The sequence below is a fragment of the Saccharothrix espanaensis DSM 44229 genome, from assembly GCF_000328705.1.
Taxonomy (GTDB): Bacteria; Actinomycetota; Actinomycetes; order Mycobacteriales; family Pseudonocardiaceae; genus Actinosynnema; species Actinosynnema espanaense.
Map to the genome: position 1 here is coordinate 5,183,039 of NC_019673.1, position 13,344 is coordinate 5,196,382.

Below are 13,344 nucleotides of genomic sequence, written 5' to 3' on the forward strand. Positions count from 1 at the left end.
GGCCGAGGGCCGTGGTCACCCGGATTTCGGTCCGGCGGCCGGGCGGGTCACCACTCGGCGGTGAGGTCGAGCAGGGCGGTGATCAGCCCGACCTGCCACCACGCCTGGTCGTGGCCGCCGTAGTATTCCACTGTGGACACACTGTGACCCTTGTCCGCCAACGCGTCCCGTACGCGGCCGACGATCTGGGGCATGCCCCACTCCTGGGTGCCGACCTGGAGGACCACCCGCAGTGCCCGGGTCGCTTCCGGGCAGTGGCTCGCTTCCCGGCAGTGGGACAGCCAGGTGGTGCCCGAGGTGTCGCCGGGCCACCAGAACGAGCCGGACTGCGCGATCACGGTGCCGAACCGGTCGGCGCGGGACAGGGCCGCGTGGGTGGCGGCCAGACCGCCGAGGCTCTGGCCCGCCACGATCGTCCGCGCCGGGTCGGGCCGCAGGCCCAGCTCGTCCAGCAGCGCGACCAGGTGGCCGGGGTAGGCCGGGTCGCAGGTCAGGTCGGCGGTGCGGCCGGCCGCGGACGGGCCGACCATGACGGTGGTCAGGGCAGGCAGCCGGCCGGCGGCGGTCAGCGCGTCGAGGGTCGGGGCGATCGGGTGCTCCCGCGCCCACACGTCGCCGTCGAGCAGCACCAGCACCGGGCCGCCGTCGGCGGGGCCGTGCACCCAGACCGGGCGGGTGCCGGGCAGTTCGCGCGGCGGCTCGGCGGGGGCGTCCACCCAGAACCGGGCGGGAGCGGCGTCCAGCCCGGCGACGGAGAACGTCCGCCCGGTGTGCCGGCCGCGCAGCGGCGTGCGGTTGAACGGGTCGGGTTCGGCGTGGCGCATCAGCTCGTCGCGGTGGTGCCGGCCGCTCAGGGCGGGCAGGTCGGTGAGCGGGCCGAGTTGGTAGGAGCACCGCCAGTCGGCGCGCAGCCGGAACGTCGCGTGCCAGACGTCAGTGCCGGGCAGGCGGGCCAAGGACGTCGCCGCGAGGTCGTCGTAATCGGTGAACTTGTTGGCGTGCAACACGACCGTGCGCACCGGGAGGCCCGCCACCGGGCGGTCGCGCCACAGGAACGTCACCGCGCGGTGGTCGGGGTGGCCCGACGGGTCCGGCTCGACCACGGGCGTGCCCACCTCGGCGACCCGCCGCCAGAACTCGTCGGTCCGGCCGGGGCGCGCCGTGGCGACGAACCGGGAGGCCACCGCCGTGACGGGTTCGGATCGGGGGAACTCCGGCCGGCTGGACACGACCGGCGACCCTACCCCGGTGCCCCGCGCGGGCCGGGGCGGAGGGCGTCCGGAGAATTGATTCCAGCTCGTCGCGTATTTCTGGGCAATCGCGGAGAACGGTCGGCGGAACCGCATTTGTGCGCCGGCGAAAGCTTCATCCTCTTGGTCTATCGCAGGCACGACCATTCAGCCCTAACGTGAAGACCGGTACGACGGAAGGCAGCACCGGCAGCCATCCGGAGACCAATTCACCCCTTTCCAGAAGAACACCTCGCAGCGGCCCGCCCCAATGCCGCAGTCGAGTTCCGCGCGCACTTTTTCCCGGAACACTCCCCCGGAAGGAAAGCACCCCATGAAGAGCTTCCGCTCGTCCCTGGCCGTCATCGCCGTCGCCCTCACGGCGGTCGCCACGACCGTGGCGCTCGCCCAGACCAACGTCGGCACCGCCCAACCCGGCGTAGCGGGTGACCAGGGCGTCTCGCACCTGAACTCCCAGGTCGACCTGCCGGCCGGGGCCTGGGTCGACACCCCGCTGACGGTCTCGCTGCCCTTCTCCGGCACCTACGAGCTCGACGCGGACGTCCGCGGCCGGCTGTCCGGCACGCCCTCGGTCAACACCTACATCACCGCGCGGCTGTGGAACGCCACCACGAACACCGCCGTGCCGCAGAGCGAGCGGCTGGTCAACCAGATCATCGACCACAACGTGGGGGACGCCGCGACCGGCAACAACCAGACCGCGCCGATCAGCGAGGTGGTCCACGTCGACGGGCCCACGACGATCCGGTTGCAGGCCCGGCGGATCGACGCGGTCGGTGCGGCCGCCATCGCGCAGATCTACTCCGACGGCGCGGGCTACACCTCGCTGCGCTTCGACCGGGTCGCTCCCTGACCCACTGCCGCAACGGCGGATCGGGCAGCCGGCGTCCGCCGCGCTGCCCTATCCCGCGGCCGCCTCCGGCGCATTCCCGCATTCAACACGCCGGAAATCCGGCGCTATTCCGCTTTGTTCCGACGCCGACCAAGGTGATAGGCGACGGCGACCGCGACACCGGCCACGGCGACCAGCGCGGCGAATGCCGGGTGCAGGTCCCGGGAAAGGCTCGGCGCGCGCTCCGGCCCGATCGCCCAGAGGGCCAGTGGAATGGCGTAGGCCACGGCGAGGGCGACGGCCCAGGGTCGGAGCGCCCGCAGATCCCGGTCGTGCAGCACGCCGATCAGCACGACCAGGACCGGCACGATCCCGATCATGGCGAACTGGCCGACGATGAACACCGGCACCGCCCAGGCGGCCATCACGACGGGCAGCGAGGTGCCGCGGGCGGTGTCGCCGCGGTGCGGGGTCGTGGTGGTCACTGGTTCCTCCTCCCAGCGGGCGGGGTCAGTCCTACCGGGGGCAGTCGCGGGCCTCGGCGGTGGTCTTGAGGTCGGTCAGCCACGCCTTGAGACCTTCGCCGAGGAAGTACTCGGAGGTGGGCACGTCGGCCTCGACCTGGTCGCCGGCCCACGTCTCCTCGGTGCGCACGAGCACACCACCGGGAACCTTGGTGAAGGTCCAGACGTGCACGCCCCGGTCGATGGTCAGCCCCTCGCCGATCGCCGGCCCGGTCCAGCGGACGCACCTGTTGTGCCGGAGCTGGCCGACGGTGGAGGTGATGGTCAGGGTGGTGGCGGGAGTGGTGGCCGTGGGCGGCACCGGGGTGGTCCACCGGAACCGCGCGCCGGCCCGCAGCGCGCCGTGGTCCAGGCGCTCGGCGGTGGCGACCGGCGGCTGCCAGGACGGCCAGGCCGCCACGTCGGTCTGCAGGTCCCAGATCGTGCCCAGCGGCGCGTCGATCAGCTTCTCGGTGCGGTAGCGGATCTTGGCCGCGGGGTCGACGCCCTCGCCGCGGCAGGTCAGCGGCCCGTCGCCGGCGGGCGGCTCGGTGGTGGCCTGGGCCGGCGCGACACCGGCGACGAGCAGGCCGGCGGCCAGCGGGAGCGCCGCCAGGGCGGCACGGACCCCGGGCCGGCGGGCGGCGGAGCGGGCCTGCGGGGCGGACGGCGTGCTGCCGGTGGTGCCGGTCATGGTCCATCTCCTCGTTCGACGGTCTGGTGGGCCGGTGCCGGGTGGTGACCGGCGTCGTTCGGTGTGATCCCACGATGTCGCGGGACGGGGGTCGTTCGCGTCGGTGGACATCACCTATCCGGCAGCAGGCGATGCCGAGCCGGCCGGGCGTGACGCGCGCCACTCGCGCCGCCGGTCCGTGGCGGAACGGGCCGTTCGCGTCGGCGGTCGTCGCCCACCCACTGGAATCGATCCCCGAAGTCGGCCATGATCGGTCGCCCATGGACGGTGTGCTCGGGCGGCGGGACGAGACGTCGCGACTTCAGGCGCTGCTGGACGAGGCGGGGCGGTCGCACGGCGGTGCCGTGGTCGTGCACGGGGAACCCGGCATCGGCAAGAGCGCCCTGCTGGACCACGTGGCCGGGTCCGCGCCCGGTTTCCTGGTCGTGCGGGCTTCCGGGGCCGAGTTCGAGACCGAGCTGCCGTACTCCGCGCTGCACCAGCTGTGCGTTCCGGTGCTGGAGCACGTGGAAGCGCTCCCACCGCGGCACCGCGACGCGCTGCGGGTCGCGTTCGGGCTGGCGGCCGGCACCCCCGACCCGTTCCTGGCCGGCGCGGCCACGCTGGGCCTGCTGCTCGAACCCGACCGGCCGCTGCTCTGCCTGGTCGACGACGCCCAGTGGCTCGACCGGGCGTCGGCGCGGGCGCTGGCGTTCGTCGCCCGCCGGGTGGCCGCCGAGCGGGTGGCGGTGGTGTTCGCCGCGCGGGAGTGCCCGCCGGAACTGGCCGCGCTGCCGCGGGTCGGCATCCGGCCGCTGGGCGAGCGCGACGGGCGCGCGCTGCTGGCCCGCGAGATCCGCGCGCCGCTGGACGAGCAGGTCCGCGACCGCGTGCTGGCCGAGGCGCGCGGCAACCCGCTGGCCCTGGTCGAACTGGCCCGCACCGCCGGGATCGGCGGGCTGGCCGGTGGCTACGACCTGCCCGCGCCCGCCGCCGCCGAGCGCAGCTTCCGGGCCCGCCTGACCGGGGTGTCGCCCGAGGTGCGGCTGCTGCTGACCGTCGCCGCCGCCGAACCGGTGGGCGATCCCGGCCTGCTGTGGCGGGCCGCGGCCCTGCTGGGCGTCGAGGAGGCCGCAGCGCGGGACGTGCCGCTGGTCGAGATCGGCACCCGCGTGCGGTTCGTGCACCCGCTGGCCCGCTCGGCGGTCTACCGGGCCGCGACCGAGTCGGACCTGCGCCGCGCGCACGGCGCCCTGGCCCGGGTCAGCGACCCGCTGGACGACCCCGACCGGGTCGCCTGGCACCGCGCGCTGGCCTCGGTCGGCCCGGACGAGGACGTGGCCGCCGCACTGGTCGACTCGGCGTCGCGCGCGCGGGCCCGGGGCGGGATGGCCGCCGCCGCGGCGTTCCTGGAGCGCGCCGCCGCGCTCACCCCCGAACCCGGCCCGCGGGTCGACCGGCTGCTGGCCGCGGCCGAGGCCAAGCTGTCCGCCGGGGACTTCGACGCGGCCGCCGGCCTGCTGACCTCGGTGCGCCCCGACGACCCGCGCGCCGACCTGGTGCGCGGCCGGATCTCCTTCGCCCGCTTCCGGGGCGAGGACGTGCCCACCGCGCACCTCCTGCGGGCCGCCGCGACGCTGGCCGACAAGGAGCCGGCCGAGGCCCGGACGACCTACCTCGACGCGATCGAGATGGGCATCATCACCGGCGGGCTGCCCACCGTGATCGACGCGGCGCGGACCGCGCCACCGGCACCTGGGCCGCCGCGCGGCTCCGACGTCGTGCTGGCCGGCATGGTGGCGCTGGCCGACCACGGCCACCACGCCGCCGCCGAGTTCCTGCGCCCCGTCGTGGCCGACGGCGACGACCCGGCGTGGACCCGCTGGCCGACGCTCGGGTTCCTGCTCGCCATCGAGTTCTGGGACGCCGAGGCCACCCGCGCCATCGCCGCCCGCAGCACCGCCTCCGGCCGGGGGTCGGGCTCGTTCCACCTGCTGCCGATCGGGCTGGCCATGCTCGCCACGGCCACCGCCCACCTCGGCGACTTCGGCGCGGCCAAGGAGATGGTGTCCGAGGAGGAGGCGATCGCGGAGGCCACCGGGGCCGCCCCGCTGGTCTACCCCCGGCTGCACCTGGCCGCCCTGCACGGCCGGCGCGCCGAGGCGGAGGAGCTGTTCGCCCGGGTCGGGCCGCACATGAGCCTGAGCGTGCAGTACGCGACGGCCGTGCTGGACAACGGCCTCGCCGACTACCCGGCCGCACTGGACGCCGCCCGGCGGGCCGTGGCGACCGGCGACCTCGGGCTGGCGGGCCTGGCCCTGCCCGAACTGGTCGAGGCCGCGGTGCGCTGCGGCCGGGCGGACGAGGCGCGGGCCGCGCTCGCCACCCTGGCCGAGCGCACCGGCGCGGGCGGGCAGCCGTGGGGGCTGGGCATCGGGGCCTACGCGCGGGCGCTCGTGGACGACGACGAAGAGGACTACCGCCGGGCCGTCGCGCTGCTGGAGGCCGGTCCGATGCGGGTCTGGCGCGGGCGCGCCCACCTGGTCTACGGCGAGTGGCTGCGCCGCCAGGGCCGACGCCGCGACGCCCGCGCCGAACTGCGCCAGGCCCACGAGCTGTTCGCCGGCCTGGGCGCGGAGGCGTTCGCGGCACGGGCGGCGGGCGAACTGCGCGCCACCGGCGAACGCGCCCGCAGCCGCACGGCACCGACCTCCGACGCGCTCACCGTGCAGGAGGTGCACATCGCGCGCCTGGTCGCCGACGGCGCGACGTCCAAAGAGGTGGCCGCCAAGCTGTTCGTCAGCCCGCGCACGGTCGACGCCCACCTGCGCAACATCTTCCGCAAGCTCGCCATCACCTCACGCCGCCGGCTGCGCGACCTGCCCGCCATCCGCTGAGCGGGCCGGGTGCTCGCGCGGTCAGAGGCCGCCGGTGTTCAGCAGCAGGTTGGGGCTCGACGGCGAGACCTCCAGGGTGTCCTTCGTGGCCTGCCGGGTCAGCCAGGTCGCGATGCTCTCCGGGTCCGCCTCGGGGTTCTTCGCCAGGTACAGCGCGACGACGCCGGCCACGTGCGGGGACGCCATCGACGTGCCGCTGAGCGCGACGCCGCCACCGCCGAGCCGGGCCGACGTGATCGCCTTGCCCGGGGCGTACAGCGACAGGCACGTGCCGTAGTTGGAGAAGTCGGCCTGCCGGTCGGTCCGGTCGGTCGCGCCGACGGTGACGGCTCCACTCGCGCTGGCCGGGGAGCTGTCGCACGCGTCGACGGCGTCGTTGCCGGCGGCCACGACCGGCAGCACGCCCTTGGCGGCCAAAGCGTTCACGGTGGCGTTGAGCGCCTCGGACCGCGGGCCGCCGAGGGATCCGTTCAGCACGGCGGGTCCGTTGGCGTGCCGGGCGACCCAGTCCAGACCGGCGATCAACCCCGAGTTCTCGCCCTGCCCGTCGCAGTCCAGCACGCGCACGCCGACGAGCGAGACCTTGCGGGCCACGCCGTAGGTCGTGCCGCCGACGGTGCCGGCGACGTGCGTGCCGTGGCCGTGGCAGTCCGCGCCGTCCTGGCCGTCGTCCACCGCGTCGAAGCCGGGCTTCGCGCGCCCGCCGAACTCGCGGTGGCCGTGGTCGATCCCGGTGTCCAGGATGTAGGCGGTGACGCCCGCGCCGGTGCCCTTCGGGCTGAACCTGCCGTCCAGCGGCAGGTCGGCCTGGTCGATCCGGTCCAGCCCCCAGCTGGGCACGGCGTCGGCGGTGATCTCGGCGTCCTCCTCGACCGCGTCGACGGAGGCCAGCCCGCGCACCGCCGCCAGCTGCGCCGGGGTGAGCCGGGCGGCGAAACCGCGCACCACCGAGGTGTAGGTGAACATCGCCTCGACGCCGATGAGCTGGCCCACGACGGCCGCCGGGTCCTGGCCCCGTTCGAGCGTGACGATGTACTGGCCGGGGACGGCGGCGGTCGAGCGCAGCAGCGGCGCGGGGGCCGTGCGGTCCGGTGTCGCGACCGCGCCGGGTGTGCCGCACAGCGAGGTCAGCAGCACGGATGCCGCGATCGTGGCTCGCGAGAGCTTGCGCATTCGAAACCCCGTTTCGGTGCGTGCGCGCTCCACCGGTGGCGAAGCGAACGCTGCGATTCGTCCCGTCAGGTCTCCTTTCGTCCCACGACGACGCCGGCTTGAGGTGATTCACCCGGCACGGCGAGACCCACAACCCGTGCGGGGTCGGCCGTTGCCTCGTCCGGGGTCCACCGGCGGTCGCCGATGACTCAGGGCGAGGACGGGGCGGGTTCGGCGGCGATCAGCCGGACACCCGCACCGGCAGCCGCCGGGGGCAGATGATCTGCATCGGGTTCTCGAACTCCACCCCGGCCGGGTGGTCGACGGCGATGTGGTCGAAGCGGTCGAACAGCGCGTTGAGCGCGATCCCGACCTCCAGCCGGGCGAGCGGGGCACCCAGGCAGAAGTGCACGCCCTGGCCGAACGCGAGGTGCCCGCCGGTGGCGCGGTGGAGGTCGAAGCGGTCCGGGTCCGGGAAGCGCACCGCGTCGCGGTTGGCCGCCCCGACCCACAGGGTGACCAGCTCGCCCCGGCCGACCGGGTGGCCGCCCAGCTCGGTCTCGGCGGTGGTCACCCGCGCCATCCGGGAGAACGGCGGGTACAGCCGCATCAGCTCCTCGATCGCGCCGGGCAGCAGGGCGCGGTCCCGGCGCACGGCGGCGAACGCCTCCGGGTGGCGGTCGAGGGTGAGGATCGCGTTGCCGATCAGCGCCATGGACGCCGCGTGGCCCGCGAACAGGGTCAGGCCGACCAGCCCGATCAGGTAGCCGTCGCGCAGCGGCTCGCCGTCGATCGTGGCCCGGGTCAGGACGCCGAGCAGGTCGTCGGACGGGTTCGCGCGCCGCCGCCGCACGTGCCCGAGGATGTACTCGTTCATCTCCCGGATCGCCGGCGCGACCTCGTTCTCCATCACCTCGGGCGGCACGGTCGCCGCGTCGAGCGCGCCCAGCGCGTCACCCCACGCCCGGTAGAGCGGCACGTCCTCGGCGGGCAGCCCGAGCATCTCGGCGACCACGATGATCGGCAGCGGGTAGGCGACCGCGTCGATCAGGTCGAAGCTGCCCGCACCGGACACCCCGTCGAGCAGCGCGTCGACGGTCTTGCCGATCCGGTCGGACAGCACCGCCACCACGCGCGGGGTGAACGCCTGGCTGATCACCTGGCGCAGCTTGCGGTGGTGCGGCGGGTCGTTGGTGACCAGGTTGCCGGTCAGGAACAGGTCGAGGTCGGCCTGCGGCCGGTTGAACAGCCGCACCGTGTCCGAGGAGAAGGTCTTCGGGTCGGTGAGGACGCGGGTGATGTCGGCGTGGCGGAACAGCTGCCAGCCGTACTCGTCGTCGTGGTGCACCGGGTTGCGCTCGTGCATCTCGCGGAACCAGGCGAACAGCGAGTCCACCGGTGCGGTAGCGGAGTCGTCGGTCGCCGTCATGGTGCACCCCTGTCCTGGTTCTGCCGCCGGGTCGTGGTCACAGGCCGAAGAGCGAGCGGTAGACCTTCCGGTCGACCTGCGGCACCGCCAGGCCCCGGGTGTCCGGCACGGCGGACGGCGACGGCGCCAGGGTCGGCGAACCGGCCACCCGCAGACCCGACTCGATCGCGCCGTCCATGTACCCGATCCAGCCCAGGGCGAGGTCGTCACCGCAGAACTTGACCCGGCCGAGCGGCTGGTTGAGCGCCCGGTGCAGCCTGGTCAGCTGGAGCGGGCGGCGGAACGCCGGCCCGCCCAGCGAGAACTCGTCGGCCTGCCAGTCGGTCACGGTGTAGCCGCGCAGGGCCGCGTCGGGCAGGACCGTCCGCACCGCCGCCTCGACCTGCGCGTGGTTGCCGACGTCGAACCCGGTGTCCACGGTGAACGCCACGACGGGCGCGTTGTCGTTGAGCCGGCCCATGATCGCGAACGGGAAGCCCTCGGGCGCCTCGGCGATGAACCGGTCGGCCGGGGTCGCCAGGTCCAGCCACAGCTTCTTCTGCCGCGGCACGCCGTAGCCCTGGGTGGTCGCGTCCCGGTGCGCCTGCGGCAGCGCCGGGCTGAAGGCGATGTTCTTCCAGACGTTGACCGGCACGGCCATCACGACCTCGGCGGCGGTGTAGGTCACCCCGGTCCGGGTGACCACCTTGACGCCGCCGCTGTGCTGGGTGACCGAGGAGACCGGGGAGCCGAGCTTGAGGTCCGGCTTGCCGTCGGCCAGGATCGCCGTCGCCAGCGCGATGGTGCCCCGTTCCACCCGGAAGGTGTTGATCCCGGAGAAACCGGTGTAGTTCCAGCCCGCGAGCGCCCACCACTGGGCGAGCTGGAGCATCGAGCCGCGCGCGGACGGCGCGCCGTAGAGCCCGGTGGTGCTGGTCATCCGGACCTCGTCGGCCGGCGGGTGGGCGAGCTGGTCGAGCCGGTCGCGCAGGGACAGCCGGTCCAGCGGCGTGATCAGGTCCTCGCGGGTGAACGGCGCGTAGGGCTGGGGGAAGTAGTCCCGCGCGCCCTCGAAGAACGGCGTGAACAGCTCGCCCTGCCGGGTGTAGGCGGTGACCGGGTCGGACTCGGTGAACCCGGTCGGCGTCGGCATGAGCACCCGCTCGGGCCCGGCGTCGGCCACGACCGCGAGGCCGTAGCGCGCGATCTCGCGCCAGACGTGCGGCTGGAGCGGGTCGACCCAGGTCCCGCCGCGCTCGATCTCGTAGCCGTTGAACCGGTCGGTCCACGTCCGGCCGCCGATCCGGTCGCGTGCTTCGAGCACGAGGACCGAACGACCCTTCCTGCGCAGTTCGCGGGCCGCCACGAGGCCCGCCAGACCGGCGCCGACCACGATCGTGTCGTAACCGCGGCGGTGGTCGACATCGTTTTCTCCGGCGGCCTCGGCTGGTGCCGGCAGACCCGCGCCGAACGCTGCTCCGGTGATGGCCAGTCCTCCTGCCTTGAACGCGGACCGCCTCGATAACGACCCGCGCGAAGCGGTGCTTTCCGGGCTACCGCCGTTGCTCGACATGCATTGACCCCAGTGTAAGAGTGCGTGGTGGATTCTTCGAGGTGTTTTCGGGATTTCCCGGAACTACCGGTGGTTCACGTGAAGCCGGGAACCCGGATCGCGGCGGACGCGATCCGGGTTCCCGGCTCCGGTATTTCAGGTGTGCTGCGGAAAAGATCAGGCGGACGGCGCGCGGAACTGCTTGATCAACGCCGCGTAGCTGTCCTCGGCGTGCCCGCCCGCCACCGCGCGACCGGCCAGTTCCAGGAAGAACCTGGGCAGTTCGGCGTTCACGCCGAGCGCCTTGCTCTCCTCCAGCAGGTGCTGCATGCCGCCCACGTGCACGTTGACGGTGGCGTCGGTGGCCGGGTACTCGCCCGCGTCGATCTGCGGCGCGTACGCGGCGACGTAGTCCGCCGTCACGTTGATCGCGGTCGCGGCCATGCCCGCGAACGTCGTCGCCTTGACGTTCGCGGTGCCCAGCAGCGCCGCGGCGTGCAGGAAGCTGTTGAGCACGCCCCACATGATGGTCAGGACGGCCATGTCGTAGAGCGCCGACAGGCCGTGGTCCTCGTCGAGGTAGACCGTGGCCGCCTCACCGAGCACCGCCAGGGTGGCCTGGTGCTCCTCGAACGCGGCCTTCGGCCCGGCGTAGAGCAGGGTCGCCTCGTCGGTGCCGATCCCCTGCGGCAGCGCCAGGATCGCGCCGTCGAGGTAGGTCGCGTCCAGCTTGGCCGCCCACTCGGCGGTGTCCCGGGCCTGGCTGGAACTGGCCGTGGTCAGGTTGACCAGGGTGCGGCCGGCCAGCGCCGGGCCGACCGGGTCCAGCAGCGCGTGCACGGCGTCGTAGTCCGAGACGCAGACGACGACGAGCGGGCTCGCCTCGACCGCGGCCTGGACCGAGTCGGCGAGGGTCGCCCCGGCGGCGACCAGGTCGTCGGCCTTGCCGGCCGAGCGGTTCCAGACGGTGGTGGGGTGACCCTTCGCGACGAAGGCCGCGGCCAGGGCGTGGCCCATCAGGCCCAGGCCGACGACGGTGACCGGCGATTCGGAGGCTGAAACGGTGGACACAGGTACTTCTCCGTATCTCGTGCGACTTCCGCCGCGTTGGGGGTGCTCGTGCGCTCGCCGGTCCCGGGTGGCGGCGCGGAGCGGGAGGGCCCGCCGCGGCCGGTTCCCGGGGTCAGGTGCGGTCGGTGTCCCCGGTGTCCCCGGTGTCCTCGGTGTCCTCGGCGGCCCACGGGCCGCTGACGCCGAAGGGGTTGTCCACGACGTAGCGCCAGTAGCCGTCCTCGCCCTGGTGCAGCACGTCGATGGCCACGCCCTCCAGCGATTCCGGCTCGCCGTTCTCGTCGAGCAGGTCCATCTGCCACTCGACCACCAGCTGCGCGGTGCGGCCGACCACCAGCTGCTGCCGGACGACCGCTTCCACGGACGGTTTGCGGACCTTCAGGAATTCGACCAGGTAATCCCGGCGGGGCTGGCCGCGCAGCGGGTTCCCGGGCTCCCACACGCCGACGGCGTCTTCGGTGTACATCGCGTTGACCGCCGCCGCGTCACCGGAGTTGAAAGCGATCCCGAAGGCTTCCTGGTGCTTTTCGATGTCGGTCACCAAAGTGTAATCACGGTCGGTCACGGCGCATTTGCTCCATTCGGGTCGGCCGCACCTGCACAACTCTGTTTCCCACGCTACCAGCGAATGTCCATCGTTCCGGTCTTGCGCCGGTAATCCGAACGGGGTGCGACTCGACCGCCCGAATTACCGGAGCAAGACCACTGCCGGGACGAGTGGCGTTCGTGGCGCGTCCGGTCGACTACCCGGCGTGCGACGGCTCGGCGTGGCCCGAGGCGCGGGCCACCGCCGCCTGGACCTCCGGGGCCACCAGGGCCGCGGAGGGGTCGAGCAGGAACGCCACGCGCGCGCAGGCGATCAGCAGGTCGCCGTCGCGCGTCGCCGCGTCCAGCAATTGGTCGACGGCCGTGGCGGTGAGTTCGGCGAAGAACGCGGCCGGGTCCGGGGTTCCGGTCCGGGCCAGGTGGTCGCGCAGCACCTCGGCCCCGACCGCCGCCATGCCCTGCCCGTAGACGGGGTTGAAGCTGCACACCGCGTCGCCGAGGACGAGCAGCCCGGCGGGGAACGACGCCATCCGCTCGTAGCGGCGGCGCAGGTTCGCCGGGAACCGGTAGGACAGCGGGTCGCCGAGCCGCTCCTGGTCGTGCACCACGTCGTAGATGTCCGTGCCGGCCAACAACTCCGGGAAGTCGTGGAAGCCCGCGACGTCGTGCGGCGTGTACGCGCCGGCGAAGCCGTGGCCGGTGACCACCGCACAGCCGTCCTCGACCTTGGCGCACAGCGCGCCGCGCGGCACCGCCGCCGTGCCGCCGATGTCGATGGAGACCTCGCCGGCCATCCGGTCGCCGGCCAGCCGGTGGTACTGGGTGGTGTAGCCGACGTTGACGGCGAGCTGCTCCTCTTCCACCGCCGGGTAGCCGGACTCGGTGAGCCACGCGAGGGTCCGGGTGCGCCGCCCGGTCGCGTCGACCACCAGGTCCGCGGCCAGGTCGCGCCGCTCGCCGCCGCGCTCGACCCGCACGCCCACCACCGCGGACCGGTCCGGCGTGGTCAGCGGTTCCACGACGTCCGTGCGCTCCCAGAAGGTCACGTTGTCCAGTGCCCGCACCCGCGCGCGCACCCGCCGCTCCAGGTGCGGCCGGCTGACCGACAGCAGCGGTAGGCCCGAGTGCGGCTTGGGCATCCGCTGCCCGTTGACCACCCACCGCACGTTCGCGGTGCCGTCGCCGGCGACCGCGCCGTTCGAGGTCGGCTCCTCGGTGATGCCCGGCAGCAGGTCCTCCAGCGCGAGCAGGCCGGCGGCCGGCAGGTCGTGCAGGTGCGCGCCGTGCGGGACGCCCCGCCGGGTGGTGCTGTGGCCCTCGGCGGTGTCGTCGGCGGCCAGGTCGTCGCGGTCGACCACCAGCACCTCGGCGTACCGGTCGGCGAGCACTCGCGCGGCGAGCAGCCCGGCCATGCTCGCCCCGAGCACGATCACCCGGTCACGGTCAGCTTCTTCCACGGT

The 13,344-nt window shown here is 73.9% G+C and carries 11 protein-coding genes; 2 read left to right on the forward strand and 9 right to left on the reverse strand.

Annotation, left to right across the window (positions count from 1 at the left end):
* Positions 1-47: 47 nt before the first annotated feature.
* A complete protein-coding gene (fes, locus tag BN6_RS22805; RefSeq protein ID WP_051075685.1) occupies positions 48-1,229 on the reverse strand; it encodes an enterochelin esterase in 1,182 nt (393 codons plus the stop codon).
* A 334-nt stretch (positions 1,230-1,563) separates the two neighbouring features.
* Here fes and BN6_RS22810 point away from each other — a divergent pair, with 334 nt between their 5' ends.
* Positions 1,564-2,103 (forward strand): hypothetical protein, encoded by a 540-nt coding sequence (locus BN6_RS22810; RefSeq protein ID WP_015102104.1) that lies wholly within the window; start codon positions 1,564-1,566, stop codon positions 2,101-2,103.
* Positions 2,104-2,207: 104 nt separating this feature from the next.
* Here the strand turns inward: BN6_RS22810 and BN6_RS22815 are convergent, their stop codons facing one another.
* Together BN6_RS22815 and BN6_RS22820 are read right to left on the reverse strand one after the other, a co-directional pair.
* Positions 2,208-2,567 carry a hypothetical protein gene (locus tag BN6_RS22815; protein WP_015102105.1) on the reverse strand — a complete coding sequence of 120 codons (360 nt, stop codon included), beginning with the start codon at positions 2,565-2,567 and terminating at the stop codon, positions 2,208-2,210.
* 31 nt (positions 2,568-2,598) lie between these two features.
* Positions 2,599-3,279, reverse strand: a complete 681-nt coding sequence (locus BN6_RS22820; protein ID WP_015102106.1) for an SRPBCC family protein — start codon at positions 3,277-3,279, stop codon at positions 2,599-2,601.
* 260 nt (positions 3,280-3,539) lie between these two features.
* Here BN6_RS22820 and BN6_RS22825 point away from each other — a divergent pair, with 260 nt between their 5' ends.
* Complete coding sequence (locus tag BN6_RS22825; RefSeq protein WP_041317751.1) at positions 3,540-6,155, forward strand: ATP-binding protein; 2,616 nt, start codon at positions 3,540-3,542, stop codon at positions 6,153-6,155.
* Between the two features lie 21 nt (positions 6,156-6,176).
* Here the strand turns inward: BN6_RS22825 and BN6_RS22830 are convergent, their stop codons facing one another.
* The 6 genes from BN6_RS22830 to BN6_RS22855 all read right to left on the reverse strand — a co-directional run bounded on the left by BN6_RS22830 (position 6,177) and on the right by BN6_RS22855 (position 13,341).
* A complete protein-coding gene (locus BN6_RS22830) occupies positions 6,177-7,328 on the reverse strand; it encodes a S8 family peptidase (protein WP_015102108.1) in 1,152 nt (383 codons plus the stop codon).
* A gap of 220 nt (positions 7,329-7,548) precedes the next feature.
* On the reverse strand, positions 7,549-8,736 hold the full coding sequence (locus BN6_RS22835; RefSeq protein WP_015102109.1) for a cytochrome P450: 1,188 nt from the start codon (positions 8,734-8,736) through the stop codon (positions 7,549-7,551).
* A 37-nt stretch (positions 8,737-8,773) separates the two neighbouring features.
* Positions 8,774-10,108, reverse strand: coding sequence for a flavin monoamine oxidase family protein (locus tag BN6_RS22840; RefSeq protein WP_197540173.1), 1,335 nt, complete (start codon positions 10,106-10,108; stop codon positions 8,774-8,776).
* 336 nt (positions 10,109-10,444) lie between these two features.
* Positions 10,445-11,338: an NAD(P)-dependent oxidoreductase gene (locus tag BN6_RS22845; protein WP_015102111.1), complete on the reverse strand. Its 894-nt coding sequence runs from the start codon at positions 11,336-11,338 to the stop codon at positions 10,445-10,447.
* Between the two features lie 112 nt (positions 11,339-11,450).
* Positions 11,451-11,879 carry a YybH family protein gene (locus BN6_RS22850; protein ID WP_197540174.1) on the reverse strand — a complete coding sequence of 143 codons (429 nt, stop codon included), beginning with the start codon at positions 11,877-11,879 and terminating at the stop codon, positions 11,451-11,453.
* A 202-nt stretch (positions 11,880-12,081) separates the two neighbouring features.
* Positions 12,082-13,341: an FAD-dependent oxidoreductase gene (locus BN6_RS22855; RefSeq protein ID WP_015102113.1), complete on the reverse strand. Its 1,260-nt coding sequence runs from the start codon at positions 13,339-13,341 to the stop codon at positions 12,082-12,084.
* Between the last annotated feature and the right edge of the window lie 3 nt (positions 13,342-13,344).